Origin of the sequence: Paenibacillus macquariensis (genome assembly GCF_900156375.1) — a bacterium.
Taxonomy (GTDB): Bacteria; Bacillota; Bacilli; order Paenibacillales; family Paenibacillaceae; genus Paenibacillus_AQ; species Paenibacillus_AQ macquariensis.
Window position 1 is genome coordinate 55,460 of the sequence record NZ_FTNK01000002.1, and the last position, 26,993, is coordinate 82,452.

The 26,993-nt window shown below is 36.9% G+C and carries 31 protein-coding genes and 2 pseudogenes; 30 read left to right on the plus strand and 3 right to left on the minus strand.

All coding sequences use genetic code 11. From position 1 onward, the window contains the following. Positions 1 to 443: 443 nt before the first annotated feature. Together BW961_RS03115 and BW961_RS03120 are read right to left on the minus strand one after the other, a co-directional pair. A complete protein-coding gene (locus BW961_RS03115; RefSeq protein ID WP_068592838.1) occupies positions 444 to 665 on the minus strand; it encodes a hypothetical protein in 222 nt (73 codons plus the stop codon). Positions 666 to 711: 46 nt separating this feature from the next. Next, positions 712 to 1,644, minus strand: a complete 933-nt coding sequence (locus BW961_RS03120; RefSeq protein WP_068592840.1) for an alpha/beta hydrolase — start codon at positions 1,642 to 1,644, stop codon at positions 712 to 714. Between the two features lie 844 nt (positions 1,645 to 2,488). Between BW961_RS03120 and BW961_RS03125 the strand changes: the two genes are divergently transcribed. The 7 genes and pseudogenes from BW961_RS03125 to BW961_RS03155 all read left to right on the plus strand — a co-directional run. After that, entirely contained in the window at positions 2,489 to 4,201 is a 1,713-nt protein-coding gene (locus BW961_RS03125) for a sensor histidine kinase (protein ID WP_068592872.1), read from the plus strand. Beyond that, positions 4,194 to 5,606, plus strand: a complete 1,413-nt coding sequence (locus BW961_RS03130; RefSeq protein WP_068592842.1) for a response regulator transcription factor — start codon at positions 4,194 to 4,196, stop codon at positions 5,604 to 5,606. The genes BW961_RS03125 and BW961_RS03130 overlap by 8 nt, the downstream gene beginning before the upstream one ends. Before the next feature lie 169 nt (positions 5,607 to 5,775). Beyond that, positions 5,776 to 7,485, plus strand: a complete 1,710-nt coding sequence (locus tag BW961_RS03135) for an extracellular solute-binding protein (RefSeq protein WP_068592874.1) — start codon at positions 5,776 to 5,778, stop codon at positions 7,483 to 7,485. Positions 7,486 to 7,560: 75 nt separating this feature from the next. After that, complete coding sequence (locus BW961_RS03140; protein ID WP_068592844.1) at positions 7,561 to 8,451, plus strand: ABC transporter permease; 891 nt, start codon at positions 7,561 to 7,563, stop codon at positions 8,449 to 8,451. 207 nt (positions 8,452 to 8,658) lie between these two features. Further along, a complete protein-coding gene (locus BW961_RS03145; RefSeq protein ID WP_068592845.1) occupies positions 8,659 to 9,543 on the plus strand; it encodes a carbohydrate ABC transporter permease in 885 nt (294 codons plus the stop codon). Positions 9,544 to 9,763: 220 nt separating this feature from the next. Beyond that, positions 9,764 to 11,170, plus strand: a complete 1,407-nt coding sequence (locus tag BW961_RS03150; RefSeq protein ID WP_068592848.1) for an ADP-ribosylglycohydrolase family protein — start codon at positions 9,764 to 9,766, stop codon at positions 11,168 to 11,170. A gap of 82 nt (positions 11,171 to 11,252) precedes the next feature. Further along, a pseudogene (locus BW961_RS03155) lies at positions 11,253 to 11,396 on the plus strand (IS3 family transposase); the annotation flags it as partial. Positions 11,397 to 11,633: 237 nt separating this feature from the next. On the opposite strand, the gene BW961_RS31040 reads toward BW961_RS03155, so the two are convergent. Further along, entirely contained in the window at positions 11,634 to 11,951 is a 318-nt protein-coding gene (locus BW961_RS31040; protein ID WP_082867745.1) for a tyrosine-type recombinase/integrase, read from the minus strand. A 465-nt stretch (positions 11,952 to 12,416) separates the two neighbouring features. On the opposite strand from BW961_RS31040, the pseudogene BW961_RS31695 reads away from it, so the two are divergent. The 23 genes and pseudogenes from BW961_RS31695 to BW961_RS03265 form a co-directional block, all read left to right on the plus strand. Next, positions 12,417 to 12,548 (plus strand): annotated as a pseudogene (locus BW961_RS31695) (DUF255 domain-containing protein); the annotation flags it as partial. A 436-nt stretch (positions 12,549 to 12,984) separates the two neighbouring features. Continuing rightward, positions 12,985 to 13,203, plus strand: coding sequence for a hypothetical protein (locus BW961_RS29455; RefSeq protein WP_082867746.1), 219 nt, complete (start codon positions 12,985 to 12,987; stop codon positions 13,201 to 13,203). Between the two features lie 281 nt (positions 13,204 to 13,484). Continuing rightward, positions 13,485 to 14,216 (plus strand): class I SAM-dependent methyltransferase, encoded by a 732-nt coding sequence (locus tag BW961_RS03175; RefSeq protein WP_068592850.1) that lies wholly within the window; start codon positions 13,485 to 13,487, stop codon positions 14,214 to 14,216. 220 nt (positions 14,217 to 14,436) lie between these two features. Beyond that, complete coding sequence (locus BW961_RS03180) at positions 14,437 to 14,805, plus strand: hypothetical protein (RefSeq protein ID WP_068592851.1); 369 nt, start codon at positions 14,437 to 14,439, stop codon at positions 14,803 to 14,805. A 228-nt stretch (positions 14,806 to 15,033) separates the two neighbouring features. Further along, the gene (locus BW961_RS31050; protein WP_244555856.1) at positions 15,034 to 15,324 is read left to right on the plus strand and encodes a hypothetical protein; all 291 of its coding nucleotides are present in this window, start codon (positions 15,034 to 15,036) and stop codon (positions 15,322 to 15,324) included. Between the two features lie 2 nt (positions 15,325 to 15,326). Continuing rightward, a complete protein-coding gene (locus tag BW961_RS31055; RefSeq protein WP_244555857.1) occupies positions 15,327 to 15,827 on the plus strand; it encodes a GNAT family N-acetyltransferase in 501 nt (166 codons plus the stop codon). A gap of 21 nt (positions 15,828 to 15,848) precedes the next feature. Then, on the plus strand, positions 15,849 to 15,980 hold the full coding sequence (locus BW961_RS31520; protein ID WP_280175180.1) for a hypothetical protein: 132 nt from the start codon (positions 15,849 to 15,851) through the stop codon (positions 15,978 to 15,980). Between the two features lie 66 nt (positions 15,981 to 16,046). Continuing rightward, positions 16,047 to 16,526 (plus strand): DinB family protein, encoded by a 480-nt coding sequence (locus tag BW961_RS03190; RefSeq protein WP_244555883.1) that lies wholly within the window; start codon positions 16,047 to 16,049, stop codon positions 16,524 to 16,526. A 294-nt stretch (positions 16,527 to 16,820) separates the two neighbouring features. Then, on the plus strand, positions 16,821 to 17,273 hold the full coding sequence (locus tag BW961_RS03195) for a hypothetical protein (protein WP_068580612.1): 453 nt from the start codon (positions 16,821 to 16,823) through the stop codon (positions 17,271 to 17,273). A gap of 263 nt (positions 17,274 to 17,536) precedes the next feature. Then, the gene (locus tag BW961_RS03200) at positions 17,537 to 18,004 is read left to right on the plus strand and encodes an SgcJ/EcaC family oxidoreductase (RefSeq protein ID WP_068580613.1); all 468 of its coding nucleotides are present in this window, start codon (positions 17,537 to 17,539) and stop codon (positions 18,002 to 18,004) included. A 187-nt stretch (positions 18,005 to 18,191) separates the two neighbouring features. Beyond that, positions 18,192 to 18,503, plus strand: a complete 312-nt coding sequence (locus tag BW961_RS03205) for a hypothetical protein (RefSeq protein ID WP_068580615.1) — start codon at positions 18,192 to 18,194, stop codon at positions 18,501 to 18,503. Between the two features lie 82 nt (positions 18,504 to 18,585). Next, positions 18,586 to 19,128: a GNAT family N-acetyltransferase gene (locus BW961_RS03210; RefSeq protein WP_068580617.1), complete on the plus strand. Its 543-nt coding sequence runs from the start codon at positions 18,586 to 18,588 to the stop codon at positions 19,126 to 19,128. 40 nt (positions 19,129 to 19,168) lie between these two features. Continuing rightward, positions 19,169 to 19,672 (plus strand): histidine phosphatase family protein, encoded by a 504-nt coding sequence (locus BW961_RS03215; protein ID WP_326111882.1) that lies wholly within the window; start codon positions 19,169 to 19,171, stop codon positions 19,670 to 19,672. Between the two features lie 112 nt (positions 19,673 to 19,784). Beyond that, a complete protein-coding gene (locus BW961_RS03220; protein WP_068580619.1) occupies positions 19,785 to 20,441 on the plus strand; it encodes an HAD family hydrolase in 657 nt (218 codons plus the stop codon). 24 nt (positions 20,442 to 20,465) lie between these two features. Beyond that, positions 20,466 to 20,885 carry an NUDIX hydrolase gene (locus BW961_RS03225; RefSeq protein ID WP_068580621.1) on the plus strand — a complete coding sequence of 140 codons (420 nt, stop codon included), beginning with the start codon at positions 20,466 to 20,468 and terminating at the stop codon, positions 20,883 to 20,885. A gap of 135 nt (positions 20,886 to 21,020) precedes the next feature. Further along, positions 21,021 to 21,530: a DinB family protein gene (locus BW961_RS03230; RefSeq protein ID WP_068580623.1), complete on the plus strand. Its 510-nt coding sequence runs from the start codon at positions 21,021 to 21,023 to the stop codon at positions 21,528 to 21,530. 214 nt (positions 21,531 to 21,744) lie between these two features. Then, the gene (locus BW961_RS03235) at positions 21,745 to 22,200 is read left to right on the plus strand and encodes a DUF4362 domain-containing protein (RefSeq protein ID WP_068580624.1); all 456 of its coding nucleotides are present in this window, start codon (positions 21,745 to 21,747) and stop codon (positions 22,198 to 22,200) included. A gap of 51 nt (positions 22,201 to 22,251) precedes the next feature. Continuing rightward, positions 22,252 to 23,187, plus strand: coding sequence for a serine hydrolase domain-containing protein (locus tag BW961_RS03240; protein ID WP_068580626.1), 936 nt, complete (start codon positions 22,252 to 22,254; stop codon positions 23,185 to 23,187). 102 nt (positions 23,188 to 23,289) lie between these two features. After that, complete coding sequence (locus BW961_RS03245; protein ID WP_068580628.1) at positions 23,290 to 23,781, plus strand: GNAT family N-acetyltransferase; 492 nt, start codon at positions 23,290 to 23,292, stop codon at positions 23,779 to 23,781. 55 nt (positions 23,782 to 23,836) lie between these two features. Continuing rightward, positions 23,837 to 24,265: a hypothetical protein gene (locus tag BW961_RS03250; protein ID WP_139331521.1), complete on the plus strand. Its 429-nt coding sequence runs from the start codon at positions 23,837 to 23,839 to the stop codon at positions 24,263 to 24,265. A 106-nt stretch (positions 24,266 to 24,371) separates the two neighbouring features. After that, on the plus strand, positions 24,372 to 25,211 hold the full coding sequence (locus BW961_RS03255; RefSeq protein ID WP_068580631.1) for a phosphotransferase family protein: 840 nt from the start codon (positions 24,372 to 24,374) through the stop codon (positions 25,209 to 25,211). A gap of 48 nt (positions 25,212 to 25,259) precedes the next feature. Further along, the gene (locus BW961_RS03260; RefSeq protein ID WP_068580633.1) at positions 25,260 to 25,727 is read left to right on the plus strand and encodes a hypothetical protein; all 468 of its coding nucleotides are present in this window, start codon (positions 25,260 to 25,262) and stop codon (positions 25,725 to 25,727) included. 343 nt (positions 25,728 to 26,070) lie between these two features. Then, on the plus strand, positions 26,071 to 26,457 hold the full coding sequence (locus BW961_RS03265) for an ASCH domain-containing protein (RefSeq protein WP_068580635.1): 387 nt from the start codon (positions 26,071 to 26,073) through the stop codon (positions 26,455 to 26,457). The last annotated feature ends 536 nt before the right edge of the window (positions 26,458 to 26,993 follow it).

Genomic DNA, 26,993 nt, shown 5'->3' on the forward strand with positions numbered 1-26,993 from the left:
TAAGACAGGTTATGGAAGCGAGTATGAATGACAAGCTGATCGGAAAAAGTTTGATTTATGGTCTCTTACTTGCAATTGAGTATAGAAAAGACTTTCAAGATGTACTTTCCTATGTTGAAGGCAATTTGTTCTTTCGCGATCTTAATTGTGATCGTGGCAATCCTTGGTTTGAAGATTCTGTAAGTTTCTCATGAGTAGCCCAATGGTACAAATATCATCAACTTCTTCAAGATATTTCATATAAAGAAGTCAAGAGGATATTTGAAATCTGTGTTCAGTATGAACTTATTCCGCAACTCTCACAAGATGAGTTCGATGCGCTCGTTACTACGGATATCTTATGCGGTCCTGGAAATTATGTGCTTCGAAAGAAATGGTAAATACACCGATGCTTCTTACATAGCTCTGAATCTACTGCTCCTTAAGAAAGCGTATGCTTCCTTTTAACTGCTCTGTTTTCCTACCTCATGCGACTCTTCCAAGCGACTATACTTCAAATATAAATCTCCAATGCGTTTCAGCATTTCTTCGTTATCCGGTTGGAAGTGAACAGCCCATTCCATATATTTAATTGCTTCCGGCAGTTCTCCCGCCTCTATGCAATATTCAGACATGAACTGGCTTAGAATGAACAGCTTTTCTTCCAGCTTGGTACGCAGGCTCAATATCCAATCATCGGTTAAAGTGCTGAACGAGTGGGTATGAAGTTTCTCAAACAAACGTGAACAAAGTTTGTTTATGTATGAAATCTTGCTCAGCCCACGCTTCGTCAAGCTGCTCTATGAATGCCGTTAAGTCACATTTAATTGTTCTGCTTAGAAAGATATGTTCCTTATCCAGCGTGAGAAATCCGTAATTCATATCCTTAATGAGCTTTCGCAAATGCGTTAAGTACATCCGCAAATTATGCCGTGCTTTCCCTACTGCAACCTCACCCCATAAATCATCACACAATTGTTCCCTTGTTATAGACTGGTTCATGACCAAATAGATGAGAATTTGCTTGGCGTAGCGCTGATTCCAGCCTTCAACAATTTGCTTTCCATTAACAAAAACCTGAAACTGATTTATTAAATTGACTCTTAAGGTATTTATTGATGAAGTTTGGTTTTGTTCATCCAGTCTTTCAAATAATTCACTATGCAGCACTTGAAGGAACGAATCTCCGCTTTTTGGCGAAGTATTACCATTTTGAAAAAAATGATGGATTTGCTTATAGGTTTCTTCAAGCTGGTCGTAAAACGTCATGTTAGATGAATTCAGAATGGTCATGCATTGCGAATTCGGAATATAAGCGGTCTGTAAGCCTGATAAATAGGTCGGATAAATAGGGTCAAGATCACCTGAAATAATGACTACTGGGCGAGTATTTTGTTTAAGCTCTTCAAAAATATCATCATGAATAGCTACAAATGCTTCCCAAATCTCGAAATAGGTTTCCGGAGTAACCTGATGAAACCCTTGATATAACTTTTTCATCTCAGGACTACCCACAGGATATAGCGTAATGTTTGGGATGAGATGGTCGGCTAGATGGTTAATAGAACTGTTTTGAACTAATGATTTACGATGATCTATGAATTTATTGGCAGTACTTTTCGGGAAAAATAAAGGTACAGAGTGCAGACTACAGCCTAGTACCATTGATGATATACACCCAATAGAACTGCACAAAGGCTCCCAGCTCCTTGACCTGCAACATAGAAAGTGGAGATTTTTAAGCTTTTTAATATGAAAAGCGTATCTTCATAAAGCAATCTCCAAGATAATTTTTCTGTACCTTTATCGCTCAACCCATGACCAAGTAAACAGATTACAGATGATAAAAATTATAAGTTGTTAAATAAATTAAGGAATGATATTTATCATAATTTACGTGCGGGTACTTTCATGGTGATGATGGTTTAGAATACTATAATAACCTTTTATTCGTAATTGTGTTTGAGAACACAAAAATGCTTTATAATTTTGTTGAGTATCTTGGCAATAAGGGTAAAGTTAAAATTGATAGAGAAACGATCTCTGTTCTTGTAGGAGTGGATTGAAAAACAAAAAATGTTGCGATTGGTATAGCTAGTTATTGACCCACACGTACCTGTCATTGGTGTCAACAACTATAAACACAGTTTTGCAAAAAGTATAAAACCACCGTTCATATTGTAGGTGGTTCGTCGGAAACCACGATACGCCCCACCATGATATACTCTTCTACGATCATATCGTTTATCAAGGAACCAACCAAAGTCGAATAGATTGCTCCCAGATATACCTGAAATCCAGAGACGGATATGTGTACCCGAATGAGAAACCAGGCCTGGGCATTAATATCGATGAGGAAATGGCTTCCAGATTCCCATGTGAGAACGTGGTTCCGGCTTGGACGTGGATGTTCCAACTTATCCAGATTAAGAATTTATTATTTTTGGGAGCGTGTGGTTATATGTTTTTCAACATGAGGAGAAATTTAAAATCATTTCTTTATGATTACCTGACCTTGAAAAAGAGGATTATTATTATCTTCTTATTCAGCTCGTTGATTCCGTTTATTAGCATAGGACTGATTTCTTACTTTACGATCTACTCGATTCTTACAAATAAAATTCAAAGCGGTATTCAAAGTAATTTAAATCAAGTTGAGCTTTCGTTAGAGAACACCCTCAGTAATTTGAACCATGTATCCCAACAGCTTGCATTTGAAGGCAGTGTAGGCAAGAAATTAGATCAATTGTTATCAAGTACAGATAGTAAGCCATTCGAACGAGTCAAAATGAAAAGCAACCTGAAGGAAGAATTAAGCCTAATCACTTTTACGAATCCTAGTATCGGATTAACCCTGTATTATTTCCAAGATGATCATTCCTATGATCTTGAAAATTCGGGAGTCAAGGATAATTTTTCTCCGGAAAAATTGCCATTGCTTGCCCAATACTCTGGAATTTCCTATTATGGTCCACATGTAAGCAACAACCGTTTTGATCATCAATATGTGTTGTCTGCTTTAAGAAAAGTCGAACTGCCTAATCGAGATGATGTTTATGTTTACATTGAAACAGGGTTACATTTGACACAAAGCATCCTCAAAAATGATCAAACCGGGGGGAAGAACTCCCATATATTCCTTGACAATAATGGTAGAATTGCCTATAGCGAATTACCGAATACATTTGCAATAGATACAACGTTCCCTGGCATTGAAAAAGGAAAATCTTTCGGTACACAAAATGGGTTTTACTGGTTTAGGAAAGTAAGTAGTCAAGGTTGGAGCATTGTCTCCGTGATCCCTAAAGCAGATTATAACAAAGAGATGAATCGATGGTTCGTTCAAATCCTACTATTTTCGATATTTTTCTTGGGAATGAGTCTATTCTTGGCCTGGCTATTATGGAAAATGGTGTATCGACCATTGACCGGCTTCAATAAAGAAATTAAGCTGATGGCACAAAACCGAATCCAGTCTGGCGTAGCAAGAACAAGAATACCAGAGTTTGATTTCCTCTTGGATCAATTTCGGCAAATGAAAGAACAAATTTGGGATTTGTTTGCGGAAGTTGAGCAGAAGGAAAGGCGCAGAGTTGATCTTGAAGTAGAGAAATTACTTTATCAAATCAATCCTCATTTTCTGATGAATACGTTGGATACGGTGCATTGGCTGGCTGTCATGAATGGGCAGAACGAAATCGATCGTCTTGTATCGTCATTAAATAAACTGCTGCATTATAATTTAGGCAAGCTAGGACAAGCTTCAACGATTCAAGAGGAAATCGAGGCGTTGAAGCAATACCTTATTTTGCAGCAGATTCGTTATGATTTTCAATTTGATGTGCAGATTCATATGGATGAAGAGGCATTGAAAATGCCGATTCCGCGGTTCATCCTTCAACCACTCGTGGAAAACTCCCTGTATCATGGTTTAAGCGATGATGGTTTCATCCGAGTTGATGTAAAATTAACACAAACGATCAATATTTCGATTCATGACAACGGGTCTGGGATGTCAGAAGAAACCATAAAAAATTTATTGAATAACCCAGAAGTTGAAAATAGGAAGGTTGGTATGGGCATAGGGATGAACTATGTGAAGCGTATGATTGAATCCCAATATGGTGAGCGGGCCGAGTTGAAAATTAATAGTGTGATAGGGAAAGGGACGAGCATTTTTTTAAGCTTGCCCCTCTTGGAGGATGAACCAAATCATGATTAAAGTGATGATTGTTGATGATGATAAATTAGTCCGAAAAGGCCTTATTTCGGCAATGCCTTGGAAGGATTTTGATATGGAGGTTGTCGGTGAAGCAAGTAATGGCCAAAAAGCATTGGAATTTTTAGAATCTAATGCTGTTGATTTACTGCTTACTGACCTTGCTATGCCTGTTATGTCGGGCCTTGAATTAATAAAAAGGGTCCGTAAAGAGTTCACTCATATCTATATTGTAGTATTGACGCTCCATCAGGATTTTGAATACATCCAAGAGGCGCTTAGATTAGGCGCGATTGATTACATTGCTAAAGTTCAGCTTGAAAAAGAGCGCTTTGAGGAAGTGCTTGAAAGAATCTACAACCGGATTGCGCAAGAACAAAAACGAGATCCAAATCCAAATGAGATTTTTGCAATTGATCGAGGCTATGCATTGATCTCAATAAATAATGCTGTTGGAGATTATTGGGTAAAAGAGTGGAGCGAAAACGCAGATCAATCCATGATTGAAGTGGATATTAACCTTTGGCTCTGGACGCAACCGTTGGAGCAGCCAAACGAATTATGGTTAGAACGGATTTCACAGGTAATCAGTACTAAATCGGGGTGGGCCCTGATAAATCTGAAGGGCCTCTACGGCAGATATCATAAAGATGTACATCGTCGGTTAAGAGAATATAGAGAGAAGGATTTCTTTTATGATTATGATCCGCATTCTAGCATAGGGTCTATTTTGCTGCAAGGTTGGGACGATCACAAGCAAGTACGATCTGAAGAAAGCATAAATCTTATGAAGGAGCAATGGTCGTCTCACGAATGGATTTATCAAGACAGCTTATTAAATAATCATATCCATGCTTTGAAGTTGATGCGGTTACCACAGGCGAAGCTGTTGGGGTTGCTGTATTCGTTAATCGATAAATGGAATCTTTTATTTTATCCTATGAGCTTAGTGAAAATTCAACTGCCGGATTCGTTTGATTCCTGGTATCAGGTTGATGCATGGTGTAAAGCCACACGTAATATGATCCGTAACGCTATTGATAAACCTACATTTTCGCAAGAGGTTATGGAATGTATTATTAAAGCTGCGTATATCGCTCATGAGGAGATGAATCAACAGATTACTGCGGCTAATATTTCTAAAAGGGTCAATATGAGTCGGAGCTACTTTAGCCAATGCTTTAAAGAAATTGTTGGTATGAGTTTTAGCGACTATTTACGTCAGGTTCGCATCGAAAAAGCAAAGGAGCTTCTGCTTTATACCAACAAAACAATCCTTTGGATTGCAGAACACGTTGGTTATATGGATGAAAAGTATTTTAGCCGCACCTTTCGAGAGCAAACTGACATGCTTCCGAGTAAATATCGTCAGACGCATGATACAGGTAGAGATATGTCCGATAAATAGGGGGACAAATGCTGGATAACTGCTGGATAACTGCGAAAAAATCGTGAATCCTTGCTAGTCTTCGGTCATTTGCCTCTCTAATCGTGTAACCATTGTCTATCCAAACAAGAGGCTTTTGTGTGTTACCTTTTAAATGTGGAAAAAATTAAAAGTGAAAGAAGGGGCACACATGAGCAAGTCTAAAAAATGCATTCAGATTTTACTTGCAGGAATGTTAATTGTATTAACCGCATGTAGTAATTCAAGCTCCTCCAAAGAATCACCGAATTCTTCAACGAAAGAAGCAGAAACTCCAGCCGTTCAAAAAGAAGCGGATCCATTTGGAAAATCTGAAGAACCAATCACGATTAAAATTGGAAAAGAAATTGATGCGTCGGATAAAAGCTTACCAGCCGGGGATTCTCCCGAGAGTAACCAGTATACCCGTTATATTAAAGACAAATTGAATATTGATACGAAGATTATATGGCAGGCCGCAGCAGGAAAAGATTACGAACAGAAGATAAATTTATCCATTGCCAGTGACGACTTGCCTGATGCGTTAGTTGTGAATGAGACGCAGTTTAGACAAATGGTAAAAAGCGGTCAGCTTGAGGATTTAACTGATGTTTATAATGAATATGCTTCACCAACCATTAAAGGCATCATTGAAACAACGAAAGGGCTTGCACTCAAATCAGTCACAATTGATGAGAAAATGTATGCGCTACCAAATGTAACACCGGAATCAGATATGGTACATTACATGTGGATTCGCAAGGATTGGTTAGATAAGCTGGGCCTACAGACGCCAAAAACGATAGATGAGCTGGAAAAGGTAGCTAAGGCTTTCGTCGAACAGGATCCCGACGGTAACGGGAAGGCAGATACGGTCGGCATCACGGGTCCGCAATTGGGCGGTAATATCAATGCGGACTTCATTAATCCGAATAGCAACAACTATGGGTTTGACCCCATTTTTGCTTCATTCCATTCCTATCCGGGATATTGGCTGAAGGACTCTAATGGTAAAACAACTTACGGTTCCATTCAGCCTGAAACGAAACAAGCGCTTTCCACGCTGCGTGATTTTTATACCAAAGGTTTAATCGACAGGGAAATGAGCATTCGCAAGGATGCACAGGAATTGATCAAGAATGGAACCTCGGGCATTTATTTTGGTGTATGGTGGTCAGGCGGGTATGGCCCGTTAGGGGATGCGATCCAGAACAACCCGAAAGCAAACTGGCAGGCTTATGCTGTACCTCTTGATATAAATGGCGAATTCACTCCACATATGGGTAACCCATCGAACCAATATCTTGTTGTTCGGAAGGGATACGAGCATCCTGAAGCGGCGATTCAAATGCAAAATCTCTTGTTTCGAGATGAATCGAAATTCGATGTGAATGTTGCGATTAGTAATTATCCATTACGTTTGGTCTTTGCCTCGATGGATGTAATGGATGTTACCTATAAAATGATGAAAGAGGTTTTAGCAGGCACCAAAAAGCCGGAAGACTTAAATCTCCCCGGATATAACCTATTAAAAACTGACGCTGAAAACATAAAAAAAGTTAAACTGGAGCCTTACGACAATTATGATATCCAATATTGGAACCCGAATGCGGATATAGGCGTATGGAAACGAATGTATTCTACACTAGTCGGCATATCACCATTGCAACAGCCTTATAAGAAAACATACAGCGTCACCTATTCGCAGACCAAAACCATGGAAAGAAGATGGGCTGCATTAGATAAATTGGAAAAGGAAACATTCCTCAAAATTATTATGGGTGCTGAACCTATAGATTCCTTTGATCAGTTTGTACTAGATTGGAAGAAGCAAGGCGGAGATCAAATTATTGCAGAAGTAGACGAAGTTGCAAAACAGTAAAGTACAGATCCCTAGAGGCGTCAGTGAAATCTGTCGCCTTTCTCTAAACAAGTGAGAATGGAAGTGATTTGCAAAATGAAAACCAAGGGTTATGCCAAGCATTACTATCTCATGCTCCTACCTGGATTTATTTGGTTGACTCTTTTCAGTATCGTTCCTATGTTCGGGATCGTTATCGCTTTTCAGGACTTTAATCCTGGATTAGGCATGTTTCATTCCGAGTGGATTGGTTTGGAAAATTTCAAGTATATGTTTACGCTTAATGATAGTAAAACGATATTTTTTAACACAATTTTTATTGCTGTAATGAAAATTATCGCGAATATGATCGTACCGCTTACCTTTGCCCTGTTGTTGAATGAATTACGCGTGATAGTTTTCAAAAGATGGATTCAGACGATTGTTTATTTGCCCCATTTTTTATCTTGGGTTATTCTTTCAGGTATTCTTTTGGATATCTTTTCTTATACAGGACCGATTAACGGGATCTTGTCTATGTTCGGTATTAGTCCTACTTTATTTTTTGCCAGAGCAGATTTGTTTCCCTTCATTATTGTTGGAAGCGATGTCTGGAAGGAGTTTGGATTTAACACGATTATTTTTTTGGCGGCTTTGACGGGAATCAATCCCTCTTTATATGAAGCGGCTGCGATTGACGGTGCATCGCGCTTGCAGCGTTTGCTAAATATCACACTACCTGGAATTATTACAACGGTTATTTTGCTCTCTGTGCTCAGTCTTGGCAATGTCTTAAATGCTGGATTCGACCAAATATTTAACCTTTATAATCCTCTTGTTTATTCAAGCGGAGATATTATTGACACCTGGGTATATCGAACCGGTTTATTGAATTTACAGTATGGATTAGCAACGGCAATGGGACTATTAAAATCTGTTATCAGTTTTACTTTAATCACAATTTCCTATTTCTTGGCTGCTAAGTTTGCAAATTATCGTATTTTTTAATAGTTCGACGTTTGTGCCACTATGATGCTAAGGACACTCCCCCTCGGGTTATTGTGTGATGATTTAACCATTTGATAAGAGGAAAGCGGTGTCCTGCTTTTTATTGTGCAAAAATTAGCATTTTTTTGTGAACCTTGATTTAGTGTGTTTTTTCAACTTTTGTGGCAGTTACTTTCCGAATCCACGTCAATACAAAGGAGCATTACTATGGTTATAGAAAAAACATTTGGCTCCAAAGCATTTGATGTTTTCCTTATCGTGCTTCTGGGTGGCACTGCACTTTTGTGTGTACTTCCCTTATGGTACACGCTTGTAATCTCGTTAAGTGAGAATGCGGCGGCTTCCTCAGGTCAGGTTGGATTATGGCCGGTGGGGTTTAATTTCAGTTCGTATCAAGAAATTATGGGGGACAGCAAATTTTTTAATTCGTTTTGGATTTCAATACAGCGCGTCGTATTAGGATCCAGTCTTAATTTTGTAATCATCATTCTCTTAGGCTATCCATTATCCAAAAATGCCAAAGATTTGCCCTTTCGAAATGTATTCATGTGGATTTTGGTTTTTACTATGCTGTTTAACGGCGGTTTGATCCCTTGGTATCAAACTGTTAAATCACTCGGATTGATCAATAATATTTGGGCACTTGTGCTAGGGCAAAGCGTTCCAGTTTTTAGTGTTATTCTCGTCATTAACTATTTTCGCAATCTACCTAAGGAGATAGAAGAGGCGGCGTTAGTGGATGGAGCGGGCCCATGGTATATGCTTGTTAAAATTTTTATTCCTCTGGCTGTTCCGGTGCTTGCTACGGTTACTTTATTTAGTATAGTCTATCATTGGAACGAGTTTTTTAACGGTCTTGTGCTGATGTCCAATGCCGATCATTATCCGCTGCAAACCTACATTCAGCAATTGGTCGTCATCATTGATGCGCAAACCATGACTGCAGAACAAATCCAAAAGATGAGTGAGCTTTCTAATCAGACATTGAACGCAGCCAAAATCTTTATTGCGATGATTCCCATTTTAGTTATTTATCCATTTTTGCAAAGATTCTTTATCAATGGGATTACGTTAGGATCTGTAAAGGAATAATCAGTATTCTTCTAAGTCCTCTGATTATGGTTGATGGCTCGTCTTCAACACAAACGTTAACATTGGCTTATATCTGCGTTAGTCAATATACAACGGATTGACAATACACAATGAAAGCGATGGTTAAGGCTACTTTTTCATCTGTCATCGTTTTCATTCACATGCAGAAGTTTGAGGATACATTTAATGTAGATTAATAATCGGACAAAGGAGATACAGTATGCTACCATCACTCACATTTCTTAAACGTCAATTAGAGGGAATTCTGCGTAATAAATTCGAGCAGGGGCATCAAACCTCGGGTTATTTAGCCAAGCTGGAACAGCTACCCGCAAGCTATGATGCCTATCTGGAATTCGCTCATAGTTTGGCTGCTATTCCAATGAGGGACAATTGGTCTTACTATGAGCCGAATGATTTAGAGGAGATATGGCGGGAATGTGATCCAGCTCGACCTCTCGGCCAGGTCGGAATCCTAAATCTGAAGGACAGTTCCAAGCGGGTAGAGGCAGCATTCCTCGCTTCAGTCTGCGGTTCAATGCTGGGCAAACCGATCGAGGTAAACCCCAGCTTGTCGGAATTGCGTCAAGCGCTAACTTCCGTAGGGGAATGGCCACTGAACGATTACATTTCTGATGAAATGCTCCATGCGTTGGATCGGCGTCATTGGTCTTGGTTTGAGACGACTCGGGGGCGAATCCGTTATGCAGCACCCGACGACGATATCAATTACACATTAATGGGAATGATTGTGCTAGAGCAATTTGGCGAAGGTTTTACGAAAAGAAATTTAAGAGATTTATGGATAAATCATCTTCCGATAAGTACAACTTGGGGTCCAGAGAGGGCCATCTTGCTTCGATCTGGGATTAGCTATTTGGAGCATGATAGGGACATATTCAATCATTCTGAAATAGAGGCTTGGCCCGACTTCATGGTACAGGATACGGAACTATGCGGGGCAGCGATTCGCGCAGATGCTTACGGCTATGCCTGCCCCGGTCAACCAGCTCTTGCCGCTGAATTAGCATGGCGGGATGCAAGTTTTACACATCGCCGGACCGGTATCTACGCCACGATGTTCACTGCCGCTGCGATTGCTGTCGCGCAGGTGCTGCGCGATCCGATTGAAATAATTAGTACTGCACTGCAATTCGTACCTAGAAGGAGCCGATTCTATGAGATTACTCAGGATTGTCTGCAGTTGGTCGCGAATGCAGATAACTGGCTGGAAGCCTATCAGAGCATTAACAATAAGTATGCGAATTATTTCCACTGTCAGGTTTATCAGGAAGTAGGTACCTTAATTAATACATTTCGCTTTGCAGACAATGTTGGCGATGGGATATGCAAGCAGGTGATGCAAGGCAACGATACGGACAGCTTTGGGGCAACAGTTGGCTCTCTGCTCGGAGTTTATTTCGGTTCTGATGGCTTGGAAACAAGATGGCTTAAGCCTTTCCAGGACCGGATTCATACGGGGCTATCTAATTTTCATGAGCAGAAACTTTCCCGTTTGGCTAAACGAATGGGGCGTTTGCCAGAGCTGCTGCACACAGGCCAACATCGGATTCAACCCAGCGAACTCTATGTGAGCGAGAACACGGATTTCGGCTTTAAAATTTGATTTCATCAAAAAAATGTTTAAAGTCTCGGAATAGGTTTGCGTTGTGCTAGAAACCATGAAGAGGTCTCTAGCACAACGCAAACCTATGATTCTTATCAGTGATCAAGGTAGTCATTTTACGAGCCCACAGTTTATTGATCTGCTGAAGAAACATGAGGTGCGAATTAGCATGGATGGCAAAGGGCGTGCAAAGGACAACATCGTTATTGAAAGCTTATGGCGTAGTTGAAAGTACAATGAAATCTATCTGAACGATTACAGTAGTCCACGAGAGACCCGACAAACTTGTTTGGTATCATGGAAGTATCGATCAACCATGCAAACAAAGAAAGGTGCGTAACTCTATGGTATGAAAACGTTCCGTTCCGTTTCGGAACAGTCTCCTTTTTCCAAAGGAGAGTATGAGGAAGATCACATGGTTCTCATGAGTTAATGAGGGCTTTGTGATCTTTTTTTAAAAATTTTAGTGCATCGCCATTGCTAATGCTGAAGAAACTTTGGAGCTGTATTCCAAATGAGAATAAGTGTTAGATGTCGTGGAATAATTGCTATGTCCTAACCATTCTTGAATTTCTTTCATGCTAATTCCGTTTACAAGCAAAAGGTTGGCACAGCTATGACGAAGATTATGATAACTGATTCGATGCAGTCCGTGTATTTTTAACGTTCTTGTAAAGTTTTCTGTTATATAGCCTGGTTTTATACGTTGTCCTACCTTGTCACTGTTATCGTGTAGAAAAACCCGTAAGTAAGATTCATAACAGATTAAATGTCCGTTTATTTAGTAACAGTCTTTAACCATTTTATTCGGACGAAGATGCATAAAAACGCCAGAAGAGCAAAAAGGATGCCACCCCAAATGATATTGTATATTCCAAGACCAGCTAAAATCCAGCCTCCGAAGGCTGTTCCCAGTGAGACCCCCATATTTGAAAAAGAGACATACAGGCTGTTTGAAAATTCAGGGGCTTCAGGTCCTGTACCAGTGATACTCGTTTGAACATGACAAGGACCTGACAATGCCTTATATGCGGAGAATTAGGTATCGAATATTCTAAATTAGAATGTATTTCTTTAAGACAGGCTGATCTCTATAGGGTTGCCTTTTTCTATATCTTAACAATATTCAAAGCATTTGTATGATCAGAATCTTAGTGTTCATTGCCAGATGGTTAAACTAATCCTAGTACCCAAATCCAACCGAAAAGAGGTGATGCCCCATGACAACTCAAAAATTACCCGATAGATTAGCCAAGGAAAATCACCATCTTTGTTACACCACGCTCATAATCCGGTGGACTGGTTCCATTGGTCGGAAGAAGCTTTTGACAAATCTAAGCAGGAGAATAAACCTGTTTTCTTATCTATTGGGTATAGCTAGTTATTGATTCACACGTACCTGTCATTGAAGGGATGTTCGCGTCAATCTTTATTTTATTGAAGCTTCTGCTATTAGTAGCGGGAGCTTTTTGCTTAAAGAATAGAATTATTGTGCATCATATTGTTTCTATTTTATAGTAAAATTAGATTATAGTTCATATAGACTATTTCCAATGAAGGCTTGTTCGCATATTCATTTGTATTCTGTAATTTCACGAACTTCGTGAATATTACATTAGACGAAATTCTACTAAGAATGATTGAATATAAATGATAAATAAGAATATTAGAACAGTAACGCTTCAACATATCCAACAGATTCTTTAGATAATCCAATTGTATTCATTGAAGGGGAAGAACTTAATAAGATTATTTATGGAAATAGCATTCAATTTATATGGGCAGTTTTTTCTGGAATAAAGAAGGAAATAGAGATGGATGTTAATAATCTGAGTATTGAACCATTTGCAAATGGGAACCCAAATTTTTGGATTCCTGAACCTCAAATACAGCATCCACTATCTGAGATAGAAATTGTTTGCTGGGATAGTACCTCAACTTTATGTTTGAGTAAAGATAAAGAAATGGGAAATAGATTTAAAAACTGTTTTACAGATGCTAGGGATTTAAAAGAATATAATCAAGAAGTTTGAATGACTTATCACTAAATAACTAGAACTAATTACATACACAACTAAGGAGATTAATGGAAAGCGTAGGAAGTTCGAAGAGGTCGTGAACATCGGCTAACAATGCATTCCTACTGCGGGTATTCTCCCTTGTTCGCCATGAGGGATATCAGAAAAGTTAATTCAAGCGATACATTAAACCAGCTAAGTCTGACGACACGTTCTCTTCGCTCACTTAAGCTGCTTGAACGTCAGGAATACAACAACGTTAGCTGAAATTACGAAGATATTTATGGAGGTATAACATGAAGCAGAATCTTTATGACAACCCAGAGTTCTTTATGATGTATAAGAACTTAAGAGAAACGAGAATCACATACAATGACTTTATTGAACAACCTGCAATAAGAAAATTATTTCCAGTTCTTAAGGATCTACAAGTATTAGATTTGGGATGCGGCTTTGGTGAACAGGCAAATTACATTATCGATAACGGAGCAACTCATGTTATAGGTGTAGATATTTCAGAGAAGATGTTAGATATGGCAAGAAAACGTTCTCGAATTCATTATCTGCATAGTTCCATGGAAGAAATTGATTTCAATAATAATGAATTTGATTTGGTAGTCAGTTCATTAGCCTTTCATTATATTGAGGATTATAATTTATTAATTAGTAGGATTGCAAAATGGATTAAACCAAATGGTTACTTGGTGTTTTCTACAGAGCATCCTATTGTATTGTCAAATAAGAGTAAAGAAGGATGGATTAAAGATTCCAATAACAATATACTTCATTGGCCTATTGATAATTATGGAGAAGAAGGACTCAGAACACAGTTTTGGGGAATCGATGGAGTAATAAAATACCACAGAAAACTCTCAACTTTACTTAATGTATTGATACAAAATGGGCTAGCTGTTCAAGAAATTGTTGAACCTGAATCAATTCCAGAGGGTCTTGAGAAGATGCCCAAATTAAAAAATGAAAGAAAGAGACCATCTTTTATATTAATTAAGGCAAAAAGAATTATGTAGGTAAATCAATGTAACATCATCTAACAAAGTTTTTTCGCTGCGGGGTGAAGCCCTTGGTCCGACCAAAGTTTATGGAGTGAATTCGTTAGAAGTAACTCAGTTTCATAGAAGATAATCAGTCGGACACATCCATTCCCCTAAGTTAAGAGCTATCTAAGGGGAATGGACGTCGTGAACACTGAAATGTTATGCGAAATACTAGCAAGGTTGGTGAAGTCAAATGAAATCAATAAACATTCCAGATCTTTATGAACTTGAATATTTATTTGAGTGTAATGCTCAAGTAACTGATGAAGAAGTTGGTTGGTATTACTCAGGAGTTTCCTTTGTTTTGGAGAGAGATTTAATGGGAATTGAGTTTTACCTTATCCCCGCAATTAGAAGTGGATCTATAAGAATTAGTATCAATAGAGACACCATAATAGATATTGATTTAGAAAATATCATTGAAATTACAATCAAAAGAGACAATCAAACTGAAGTAATCGAAATGAATTTTGATCAAGACAACTTTGTACAACCGTTAATAGTACAGACTAAACCAATTATTAAAGCAAAATGGGGAACTTTAAGAGAACTAAATCTCTAGTAGATCTATGATGGCTAGTACTTCGCATAACAGCACATTCCTACTGCGGGTATTAGCCCTTGATCACCAAGAGGGATATCGGAGAAGTCGAATCAGGCGATACATTCCACCAGCTAAGTCTGACGACCCGTTCCCTTTGGTCACTTAAGCTGTTTGAACGTCAGGAGTGAGGAAGCGTCAGGCAAAACGACCAGAAGCAAGTCAAGGAAAGGAGAATAAGAGAAGAAGATGATAATGAATCATGATTTAGCTGGAATTTTAGAAAGATCTGAAATCAATTATATGATAGATCGAATGACTGCGATACAAGAACGAGAAGGTAATCCAGAAGGTATTGTAATAAATGAATTTGGACTATGTACTGCTTTCTATAGTAGAAGAATGCCATGGGGATTGTTCAATAATGTGAAGGGATTAATTGAGGAAGAGGTGCTAGAAGATGTACTTAGGTTTTTGAGGAACGGGAAAGAAAATTTGAGATACAGATCATTCCCAGTAAGGTTAATCAAGATGTTTTAAAATTGTTATCCCAAAGAGGATTTTATCAATCAGGATTTCACACAACACTATATTGTGATTCTTTGGCAATAAACAGTACACAAAAAGAAGAAATACATATTCGGGAATTACAAGAAGATGAGTTTGATATATATGCCGAAATCCATTGTTTGGGTACCGGACTCTCGTTGGAAGGGAAATCCTATGTAGCTGCGAATAATGAAGTGTTATATGCTCGAAGAGGTTGGAAGTATTATATAGGATTTTACAACGATATTCCTGCGGCTGTTGCAGTGATGTATATGGAGGATAATGTTGCTTCTCTTACATTTGCAACGACTCTACCAGATTATAGAAATAAGGGTTTTCAAACATATTTACTTCAGAGGCGCATAAATGATGCTTATAAGAATGCATGTAAATTAGTTGTGAGTCAGACTTCATATTGTTCGTCAAGTCATCGAAATATGGAACGAGTTGGTATGAAGATTGGTTACACTAGATCAACATGGATAAGGGCTTAGGTATTTGAGGGGGAATTCAGGGTGGCATCGCCTAACAATGCATTCCTACATCATCGCGTTCGCTCCTTATTCGCCAAGGGGATTTTCAGAGAAGTGAATACAGGCGACACTTTCAACGGGCAAAATCTGACGACCCGGTACTACAAATCTTAATCCGATTGAACGTCAGGAATGCAGCAGTAACGGTATACGAAAGATGGGCAAATTAACGGTTTGGGGGTGTTTTCAATAGAGTCTTTATTTAAATATAATTGGCAGATTAGAGACGAATGGTTCGAAATTCTTGAACCAATTGCTGAAATTGAATTATTAAGGGAACGGAATGCAGGAATTGGATCAATCATGAAGACGTTATTTCATATTATAGATGTTGAATATAGCTGGATTAGAGCTATTAAGAATGAACCTGATGTTACTTTTGATTGTGAGGAATATAAAGACATAAAATCAATGAGAACATTATCAGACAAACTTAGAATAGAAAATAAAGAATTATTGACTAATTGGTCAATGGATATGGAATATGAAAGGGTAACTCCCGAATGGGATGATGAGATCTATTTTAAAGGTGAGATACTAAGACATATTATTGTGCATGAAATCCATCATATAGGACAACTTTCGATATGGTCTAAGAAAATTGGGATTCCAGTCATTTCAACGAGTTTTATAGGGAAGAAGTTATTGGAAAGAAATTAAATAATAATTTTTTGTAACTCAGAGATGGCTGATCCATCATATAACAATGTTTTCACACTGCGGGCATCCACCCTTGGTCTGGCGAAGCAGAAGAAGTGGATTCGATTGGAGTATTTTCAGTAGAAAGGAAGCAGATTCAACCAGACACATCCGTCCCCCTAAGATAAGAGCAATCTAAGGGGGACGGACGTCGTGAATATCCAAACGTTATGTGCAATTCCTGCTTGAATCTATCTGAAGTAGCATATACATAAGTTGTATAAGAAGAAACTTAGAAGAGATGTGGTGGGAATTTTGAAAAGAATAATAATTTTTATTCTTGCTTCAGTAATAGTGATTATTGGAATTTTATATTTACTAGATAAGACGAAATTCACTTCACTTCAAAAAGAGATTTTAGATGAAATAAGTGAAGATGATACAGTGGAAATTTCTATTAAGAGATATTCAGACAATGCAAGAATATCCACAACAGATAAGGAAATGATAGAAAAAATTTTAGCTGATGTATCAGGTACTGAATTAAAAAAGGAGGTGAACGACGTTTCTTCTGTTAGTGAATATGCTATAAGAATTTATCTCAAAAATGACAAGAATGGTAGTAGTAACCTTGGATTTGAAGTTACGAAAGATAAGAATTACATTGTCTTATTTAAGAAATCAGGCCACACTAAATACAAGGTAGTTAGTGACAATAATTATTTAAAAACAATCGAAAAATTAGACTTACAACTTCCAGATGAGTGAAGTATTCATTCTTTAACTACAATATTAATTGTGAGTTAAGTCGAATTAGGCAGGAACAGCACATAATAATGCATTTCTATATCGTCGCTAGCGCTTCTAAGTTGCCAAGATGGATTTTAAGGATGCAGAGTCAGGCGACACATCCAACCGACTAAGGGGCCACAGCCACCCAGACCTTCGGTCCTTAAGTCGTTCGGACGTCAGAAATACGCAACTTTATCGGAAACCATCACTAAAATTTATTCGTTCGAGGAGGACATCCCGTGTTAGCAAATTCAGAAGCCATAAGAACTTTATATCAAAAACTAATAGGTGCTTGGAATGATCGTAATGCTAATGCAATGGCTGAGCTTTTTTGTGAAGGTGGAGAAAGTATCGGCTTCGATGGAAGTCAATCGATCGGTCCGGAAGAGATTGTGATGCATTTGAAACCTATCTTTGATAATCACCCAACTTCAAAATTCGTTATTAAAGTCAAAAGTGTTCATTTGCTTGACTCAAATGTAGCCATTTTAAGGTCTATTGCAGGTATGGTGCCTCCAGGGAAGACAGAAATAAATTCAAAAGTAAACACTCATCATACAATCATTGCAGTAAGAATGAATGATTCATGGAGGATCCAATTATTTCAGAATACCCCTGCTCAGTTCCATGGAAGACCAGAATTAATTGAGAAGATGACAAACGAATTAAGAGAAGAATTAATGAAAGATCCTAAAAAACCTTTTTGATTGAGTCTCAAGAGGGCATGGCATCCGATAACTATGTGTTCACGCATCGGCGTACAAGCCGCCTCGGACCCAGAAGATAAGTCTGAGAAGTGATTGCCGGGACACATCCGTACCGACTTACCGCATCGCGGATGATGGGGTTTTTGGTACGATAAACCCAGAAATTCCATTACTACATAACATATTAATGAAAATCTCGGATTATGTTGCACAACAAGGTGGAAATCGTTTAATAGGTAGAAGTTTACCGCGCCTCTTTTTAAAGAGTGGATATATAGATATAGATATTGATTCAATAATTCAACATAGCGATGTGCATGGGATTGATGGCTTTAAACGACAATTTGATATTAATCGTTTTGTGCCGTTTTATAAAAATGGTGTGATAACTTCAGATGAATTTGAACAAATGAAACAAGCTTCTGTTGCATTCAATAATTCGTCTGAAGCGTATGCGATGATGAACTTTATTATTGCATGTGGTAAAAAACCTTTGTAAGGCAATTGTTAACTCGTCGTGAATGCGGAAACGTTATATGAAACTGATGAAAACACGTAGAACCACGAAAGGATGAATACTCATGCCACAAATATTTGGAGATAGAATTGTACTTAGAGAATACCGAGATTCAGATTTAGATCATATTAGACAATGGGTTAATGATCCGGAAATAACCAACACGTTATCTGATAATTTCTTATACCCACACTCCAAATATGAGACGGAATCCTTCTTTAGAATGATGGTTGAAGGTAAGTCTAGTAACAAAAGTTTTATTATAGCAGTCAAAGACTCTCTAGAATACATTGGTCAAATCGATTTATATAAAATTGACTGGAAGAATCGCTTTGCTCATTTGGCTGTTGTTATAGGTAGAAAAGAATATTTAGGCAAAGGCTATGGCAGTGAAGCCATTCGATTACTACAGAAGTTTACTTTCGAGGAGCTAAATTTGAATAGAATAGAGCTTGAAGTATACGAATATAACGAAAGAGCCTATAAATGCTATCTAAAATGTGGCTTTAAAGAAGAAGGTAGATATAGAAATAAGATTTATACTAAAGGTAAATACCGGGATAGTATATGTATGAGTATTCTAAGAAGTGAATATGAGCAGGCATAGTCAGAGAGTCTGTTAGATTGGAAATGAAAGAGGGAGAGCTATGGCATTGATAGGACTTATAAGACATGGGGTAACAGATTGGAATCATGAATACAGAGCACAGGGACAAGCTGATATCCCGTTAAATGATGAGGGACGAAGACAAGCTGAATTACTATCTAAGAGAATGAATAACGAGGATTGGGATTATATTTATTCAAGTGACTTATCAAGAGCACTGGAAACAGCTGAAATGATAGGAAGGATCAAGAATATCGAGGTGAAAATTGATCAAGGTTTAAGAGAAATGAACTGCGGACTTATTGAGGGAACAACTGAAAAAGATAGAGTTAGCAAGTGGGGAGACGGATGGTCCAAACTAGATCTTGGGATAGAACCAAATGATGAGATAATCTCAAGAGGAATGAAATGCATCATGGAAATTTCTGAGCGACATTCGGACAAAAAAGTATTAATAGTAAGTCATGGAGCACTAATTGGGCTGACCTTAAAGAAACTTATTCCACATTCGATACAGGAGAACACCTCCATAATACATCTATAACTATTATTAATAACAATCAAACTAGATGGGATTGTGAACGTTATAACTGTATTAATCATTTTAAAAGCTGAAGATAACGAGTAGTAAATTCGTTAACGAGGAGATTCAGAATATGATAAAGGCATTTATTTTTGACATGGATGGGGTAATAATTGATAGTGAGCCTATTCATTTTGATGTGGATATTCAAACGATGAACTACTTAGGAACAAATATATATAAGGAAGAGCTAGAGAAATATGTTGGAATGACAAATCCTGAGATGTGGAATTTAATTATACATGAATATAGCGTAGTACAGTCGGTCTCAGAAATCATAGATTATCAATTAACTACTAAAATCAATATTATAAAATCAATAGATTTAGAGCCAATTGCAGGTATTAGAGAAATTCTATTTGAACTAAAGCAACATAATATTCCCATTGGTCTTGCTTCATCCTCTCCAAGGAAGTTTATTGAGGAAGTCCTATCAAAGTTCAATATAACTGAATATTTCGATTGTATCGTAAGTGGTGAGGAAGTAAATAAGGGGAAGCCAGCACCAGATGTATATCTTGAAGCAGCTAATATATTAGGAGTAGACCCTAAGTATTGTTATGTACTTGAGGATTCCAAGAATGGAGTCGCGGCAGCTAAAGCAGCGGGAATGAAATGTATAGGGTTTATAAATCAAAACTCTGGAAATCAGGATCTATCTAAAGCAGATTATATTATTAAATGGATTAAAGAAATAGATGTCAAAGAGATGTTGAATGATATTACATAGAGAAGAAAGTTACTTGGGGGCTATATGGACAATAAAATAGTTGTTGTAGTTAAGGGAGTAATAGAAAATAAAGGTAAGATATTAATATTGAAGCGGTCAGACATAGATGAAATTGACGCAGGGGTCTGGGAAACAGTTGGAGGAAAGATAGACTTTGGAGAAGAGTTAGAAGATGCGTTAACTAGAGAAGTAAAAGAAGAAACTGGAATCGTAGTGAATATCGAGAAATTACTATATGCTACTACTTTTTTTACTAATCCGAACAGAAAGGTTGTCTTGATGACATACTTGTGCAGAACTACTGATGATCAAATAATACTTTCAGATGAACATAGCGATTATTTGTGGGTGACAAGATCTGAATTATATAACTACTTACCTCAAACCATTATCAATGATCTGAATAAACATAACGTATTAGAAACGATAGAATTGATAAATTAAGTAAAGACATGGTTGTATTTAATAGAACTCACCGGACACATTCAACCGGCAAATTAAGAATACAGATGATGAGCGCTAATTGTAAGGGATATACTCATAATCATGTATAAAATATTATAAAGAGGAGGTGTTCCTATGGATATAGCATCTGAAGTGATTGAAAGTATGTTGGTTAAATTTAAGTCTGAAAGGAAATGGACTCTTCAAGTCATTGAACAATTGTCAGAAGAAGATATAACTTGGTCTCCGAACTCGGAAAGTAATAGTATTGCGAATCTAGTTGCTCATATTAGGGGTTGCGCTCACTCACGAATCGAAACAATTCTTTTTAACATTCCTGATATAAGGGACAGGGAAAAGGAATTTGAACATGGGCTTATAATGACTAAAGAGCAGGCTTATAACAAGACAAAGGAAGCATTCGATATAATTATTCAATATCTTGAACATCTCAACACAAACCCAAAATTATTGTTATCTCAACCTTTTCTCAATCTTCCACCGCTTACATATAGCCAAGTAAATAATGAGACAACAGCTCTTAACCTAATGATAGCGATGGTTAGAGAGATTCATTATCACACAGGGCAAATAATATATGTAGCAAAAATTAGGAAGGGGCAGCTTGTATGGCAATACGATTAAGATCAACGTACTGATTAATCCAGTAAGACTGACATCCTATAAAACAAAAGTTTCATGCTGCGGACACGCCCTTGGTTGGGAGGAGTAAATTACATAGATTATATAGAGTCCAACACGGAAACCCACCTTATGAAAGCGAGAGCAAATAGTAGGTGGGTTTCCGTCGTGAACCTCTGAACGGTATACACAATTATCGTAATTACAAGGAGATCCAATGAAAAAAACGATTTGGTTACTCTCGATTATTATTGTTGTCCTTTGTATTTGTCTCTTTTATTTCATGCGATTGAATTCAGAATATGATAAGAAGTATATACAAAGAGGTGTCTTAACTAATTTCAATAAGTTGGATTACGAAAGAATGAATATATTTTATGAAAGATTCCAAGATCATAAAGGCGATAATTTAATGCTAATATCACGAACTACTGATAGTGGACCAATCATTTATGAAGTGAACTCTAATGGCTCAGAAATACGATTCACAATTGATGCTACCAGAGATGCCTATAGTGGTGAGAAAGAGAAGAATACATATTTCTGTAAGGAAATGAACAAAGAAGAGGGGATCCATAATAATATTTTTACAGTCTCTAATTGTAAAGGATTTGAGAAAGATGATATAAAGGGATATTTGCAATTCTCAAGGGAAATGAACATATTTAAGTGATTTTGCACGTTAGCAGATATGCTGAGAGTAACTAAGAGGAGCAACCCATTTATGATTGAATTTCCATATCAGAGCGAAATAAATGATGAGAAAATAAAATCATTTGTTAGTTTTTTAAGAAAAGAAAAAATTGAAAGTTGTTTGATGAGTCTTGGTCCAGATATTGTGCTTCAATATTATAGAAACAATAAATCTAAAGATAAGCTCCACAAAGTTAACTCATGCACAAAGAGCATTACTTCATGCTTAATTGGAATTGCTATCGAACAGGGATTGATCTCAGATCTTAATACGCCGATTGTTAATTACTTTCCGTCACTTCAAAATGATAAAGACATTCGGAAACAACGCATTACAATTGATCACTTATTGAGTATGAGTGCAGGTTTTGATTGGCCGGAGTTAGGGGAATGGGATGGCTGGCCACATATGATACATAGTCCCAACTGGGTTAATTATATATTAGAGCGCCCATTAAACGTCGAACCCGGTGAACGAATGAACTATAATTCTGGCTGCAGCCATCTGTTATTATCAATACTTCAAAAGGTATCAGGAATGAGTGCAAAAGATTTCGCGATAAAGTATCTCTTCTCTATTTTAAATATTAAAGATTTCATTTGGCATGTAGACCCTCAAGGAGTTAATATTGGCGGTTTCGGGCTACACATGTCTATAGATGATATGCAAAAATTCGGTTACTTCTATTTAAACAAGGGGCGTTGGGGGAAACGACAATTACTTAGTGAGGAATGGATATCCAATTCAACAAAACCTAAGTATTTAGCATATGAAGATATAGGATATTACGGTCGTCATTGGTGGGTGTCCGATGAATCATTAGATCGATCTTTTTATTTTGCTATGGGTTTGGAAGGGCAGTATATCTGTGTAGATCCTTCCCGAAATATAGTAATCGCATTAACAAGCAATACATACAATGATACTTTAAAACCATTAAAAGCTATTACAATATTGTTGCAATAATTCGAAGAAATCAGCACAGTACATCTGCTAACATCATTATCAGGCTTTGGACCACTGTCTTCGGTCCGCTAGAAGATAATATAAAATACAAAGGAGATTTCAATGAATCTTTATACAATTAGACCGATAGTAGAACAAGATATGCCTTTTTTATGGGATATGCTGTATGAATCCTTATATGTCCCAGAAGGTCAAAAAGCTTTTAGCAGAGAGGTGATCAAAGAACCTCTTATTGCTAAGTATTTAGATAACTGGGGAAGAGAAGGAGATATGGGTTACATTGCAGTAAATAACGAGGGCTACTCTATAGGATCAATAACCATGCGATATTTCAATGAAGATAATAAAGGATATGGGTATATAAGTAACGATACACCAGAACTAGGAATGTCATTAATAAAAGAATATAGAGGACAAGGAATTGGAACTGCACTTTTAAGAAAGCTATTTGAAGAGATGACAGAGCTAGGGATTAAAAGAATATCATTAAGCGTAGATCCTCGTAATTTAGCAGCTGTGAAATTATATCAACGTGTTGGGTTTGAAGAAGTTGGAATGGAAGGTACATCGATAACAATGATCGCAGATCTATAAAGAATGTGAGAGTATTTCAAAGTGGCATCGCCTAAAAAATTAGAAATGGGGATACATGATGAAAGAGAAATTGAAAAAGTATTCGTTTCTATTGATTTTGAGCCTTATATTTTCTTTGTTATATAGTTACGATGAATCAAAAAAACTTTATCAAAAATTAGAGGTTAATAACTACTATGGCTCTTTATTTTTAGATATCGTGGTCAACTTTTTTTCAGCTCTTTTTATACTTGAGATAGTATCGAGATTAAACTTTTTTGAATATTATCGTAAATTTATGATGAATTATTTTAATAAAAAAACTGGGAATTTTATTTCATTTATAGTTATATTAATATTACTTTTTTTATTATTTTTACCTATAGTACTGTTTATTAAGCCTGAATATATTGTGACTTTCTTAGGAAGTCATTTGTTGTTTGTATGGATTTTTTTAATAGACAGTTTTAAAAATACAGAAACAACAAAAGATAATGAACAATGAAAGTTGTGTCGTTGAGTTGATGCGCATCGGATAACGACACATTTATTTTATGGGAATCCGCCCTTTATGTGAAAGACTCTATGTGCAAAAAAAGGAGAATAACTCGATGATTACAGATATCTTACTGCAAAAATATAAAAATATTAAATTGACTGAACTTAATGGCGGGTACACTAACTATACTTTGTTACTAGAAGGTACATCTCCACCAGTTATTGCAAAGATTTCGAAGAACGGAGATATCGATAAGCTCATTGAAATTAATAGTTTAAAGCTTTTGAATTATACTAACATCACACCAAAGCTACATGATTATTTTGAGAATAACGGATATTTATATACCATTATGGATTACATACCTGGTGTTAATTGTCAAAATTATTTAGATAATTTTGATAGTGACAAAGCCCATGAAATATATAAGCAGTTAGGACAGATTTTAGCCAGAGATATTCATTCAATAAAGTCTAGAAACTCCACCAGAAGCTTGCCAACAATAAAGTTGGTGAATATTGAGCTAGATTCACTTGATTTCATTCCGCTCGTTCTCATGAATGAAGTAAGAACAATTCTAAATATAAATATTGAAGAAGAACAAGTGCTGATACACGGCGATTACGGTCCACACAATGCGCTTATCCTGAATGAATCCTTGTATATTATTGATTGGGAATGGGCGGGCTGGGGCCATCCATTGCAGGATATTTCATGGATTTTGTGGTTCGTACATTTACATTACCCTCAAATTGCGAAGGAACTATCAGGGACATTTTTAACGACTTATTGTTCATATTCAAAAATTCAAATTAATGAGGAACTAATTAAGGCTTTTTCGGTTTCTCGAATCATTAATATAATGGATCGAATAAGAAATGCAAGTATTGATGTTCAACAGGAATGGATTAGGAGATTACAATGGACAATGAATACGAACTTTCTAGGATAATTCGAGATACGACATGTAGACCATGGGTAAACAGAATTAGGGAAGTACATGAAGTTTTTGATTTTAGGAGGATTTATCGTTGAAGATGCTACAAAAGACGGATATTGTGTTAAGCAAGATTCAGAAGTGATTGCAAATAATGAAGAGTGGATTAACTTTGTTGAAACCGCAACAAAAGGCAACAATACAGGTATTCGTATGGTTAGTTTCTCTACTGAAGATACCAATAGTCCTTATTTCAGTGATTTATTTTTCAATGATGGTTATTACTATCTATTTGATAGCAGTTCTGACAAACAAGAAAAGCAACCGTTTTTGTTTCTATTGACATTAGAAGGACAGTTTGGAAATCCATCAAAAGATAGTGGAGTTGTTATATTAACTAATGACAACACATTAACTTTCGATGTTGTTATGAAATCAGTGCTTTCCAGTAACTTTGATTACAAAAAAAGTTATAGATTGGTTGTATTTCACTTTTTAGTAGCCATAAAGAAACCAAAACAACTAAAATAGAAACATTTAATGGATGAGTGTAACGCAAGGCAGTAAGGGGGCGAACCCAGATTAGATTGTTGTGGAGTTATGCAGCAGGCGAGGAATGACGAACATCGTATAACAATGATTTTTAGCATCGTCGCTGACGATCCTTGGTCTCCTAGAGGAATTTTCTGAGAAGTGCAATCAGGTGACACATCCACACAGCTAAGTTTGGCGATCCGTTTCCTACGGTCCATAAGCCGTTTGTATGTCAGGCATGCGCAACGTTATATGAAAGAACGGTCCAAAAAAAATTGTGAGTAGTTCGATATCCACATTAATATGGCTTGGAGCAAAATATACTAAAAGGGGATTAACCATGAAAAGTTTAACATTTTGGAGTAGTCATATTGATGATGAAACTCTACTAAATGAGGTTATGGCAGGTTTGAAAACAGCTACTTGCACTCCAATGATATGGTACTATAACAATCCAGAGGAAGAGCCGACTGAAGTTGGTGACTATATAGCTGTATTTAATAATCATGGAATTCATAGATGTACGATACAGATAACTGAAAACTATGAGATCCCTTATGGAATGATCGATATTAGGGTTGCTAAGGGAGAGAATTATACCTCACTTGAAGAATTCATTGATGATCATAATAAATGTTGGGAATATGATTTTTTAGATGCGGGAATAGCATTAACAGAGGATACTGTAATTGTGGTAGAGCATTTTAAATTAATTGAAGTAATATAAACCCTTGGAGTATGGAATTATTTCCTTACTAGTTAGCACGTATTCAGAAGCGTATCCATTTTATTTAAATAAAGATTTTAATGAAAATAAAACATTAAGATTACTTTATAAAAATATTTGAAAGATTAAGATGATCGTGATTCGATATGGGCTTCAATAGTAGTGAGGTGAAATGATGGACAAAAGAATAATAGTAACCTATCTGCTTCTAGTTGTAATGACTGTAATGGGTTGTACAAAGACAATTCCTAATTCTACGGAACCACCTAACGCTGAGCTGACTTTGGATTTTCGAAGGTAATAAGCTCAAAGAAATATGGGCAGGGCTTTGGGGAAATCAGAACATATCACCTTTACCTAAGGAAGAGAATAAAGTCTATCTTCCGTCAAAACCTGGCTTGTATGTACTGTCAGTTGGGGGTAAATAGGCAGATGACGATCACGGAAGTTATGCTGCTGCAATTGAGGTTGAGGAATAGCGAGATTAAACGGGTTATAGGGCTATCCTAAGGGGAATTGACGTCGTGAATACCTGA

Excerpts from the sequence above, each read along its gene's own strand:
- BW961_RS03120 (WP_068592840.1), bottom strand. The coding sequence starts at position 1,644 with ATGGTACTAGGCTGTAGTCTGCACTCTGTACCTTTATTTTTCCCGAAA.
- BW961_RS03130 (WP_068592842.1), top strand. The coding sequence starts at position 4,194 with ATGATTAAAGTGATGATTGTTGATGATGATAAATTAGTCCGAAAAGGC.
- BW961_RS03135 (WP_068592874.1), top strand. The coding sequence starts at position 5,776 with ATGAGCAAGTCTAAAAAATGCATTCAGATTTTACTTGCAGGAATGTTA.
- BW961_RS03140 (WP_068592844.1), top strand. The coding sequence starts at position 7,561 with ATGAAAACCAAGGGTTATGCCAAGCATTACTATCTCATGCTCCTACCT.
- BW961_RS03145 (WP_068592845.1), top strand. The coding sequence starts at position 8,659 with ATGGTTATAGAAAAAACATTTGGCTCCAAAGCATTTGATGTTTTCCTT.
- BW961_RS03150 (WP_068592848.1), top strand. The coding sequence starts at position 9,764 with ATGCTACCATCACTCACATTTCTTAAACGTCAATTAGAGGGAATTCTG.
- BW961_RS29455 (WP_082867746.1), top strand. The coding sequence starts at position 12,985 with ATGGATGTTAATAATCTGAGTATTGAACCATTTGCAAATGGGAACCCA.
- BW961_RS03175 (WP_068592850.1), top strand. The coding sequence starts at position 13,485 with ATGAAGCAGAATCTTTATGACAACCCAGAGTTCTTTATGATGTATAAG.
- BW961_RS03180 (WP_068592851.1), top strand. The coding sequence starts at position 14,437 with ATGAAATCAATAAACATTCCAGATCTTTATGAACTTGAATATTTATTT.
- BW961_RS31050 (WP_244555856.1), top strand. The coding sequence starts at position 15,034 with ATGATAATGAATCATGATTTAGCTGGAATTTTAGAAAGATCTGAAATC.
- BW961_RS03205 (WP_068580615.1), top strand. The coding sequence starts at position 18,192 with ATGAAAATCTCGGATTATGTTGCACAACAAGGTGGAAATCGTTTAATA.
- BW961_RS03210 (WP_068580617.1), top strand. The coding sequence starts at position 18,586 with ATGCCACAAATATTTGGAGATAGAATTGTACTTAGAGAATACCGAGAT.
- BW961_RS03215 (WP_326111882.1), top strand. The coding sequence starts at position 19,169 with ATGGCATTGATAGGACTTATAAGACATGGGGTAACAGATTGGAATCAT.
- BW961_RS03220 (WP_068580619.1), top strand. The coding sequence starts at position 19,785 with ATGATAAAGGCATTTATTTTTGACATGGATGGGGTAATAATTGATAGT.
- BW961_RS03225 (WP_068580621.1), top strand. The coding sequence starts at position 20,466 with ATGGACAATAAAATAGTTGTTGTAGTTAAGGGAGTAATAGAAAATAAA.
- BW961_RS03230 (WP_068580623.1), top strand. The coding sequence starts at position 21,021 with ATGGATATAGCATCTGAAGTGATTGAAAGTATGTTGGTTAAATTTAAG.
- BW961_RS03235 (WP_068580624.1), top strand. The coding sequence starts at position 21,745 with ATGAAAAAAACGATTTGGTTACTCTCGATTATTATTGTTGTCCTTTGT.
- BW961_RS03240 (WP_068580626.1), top strand. The coding sequence starts at position 22,252 with ATGATTGAATTTCCATATCAGAGCGAAATAAATGATGAGAAAATAAAA.
- BW961_RS03245 (WP_068580628.1), top strand. The coding sequence starts at position 23,290 with ATGAATCTTTATACAATTAGACCGATAGTAGAACAAGATATGCCTTTT.
- BW961_RS03250 (WP_139331521.1), top strand. The coding sequence starts at position 23,837 with ATGATGAAAGAGAAATTGAAAAAGTATTCGTTTCTATTGATTTTGAGC.
- BW961_RS03255 (WP_068580631.1), top strand. The coding sequence starts at position 24,372 with ATGATTACAGATATCTTACTGCAAAAATATAAAAATATTAAATTGACT.
- BW961_RS03260 (WP_068580633.1), top strand. The coding sequence starts at position 25,260 with ATGAAGTTTTTGATTTTAGGAGGATTTATCGTTGAAGATGCTACAAAA.
- BW961_RS03265 (WP_068580635.1), top strand. The coding sequence starts at position 26,071 with ATGAAAAGTTTAACATTTTGGAGTAGTCATATTGATGATGAAACTCTA.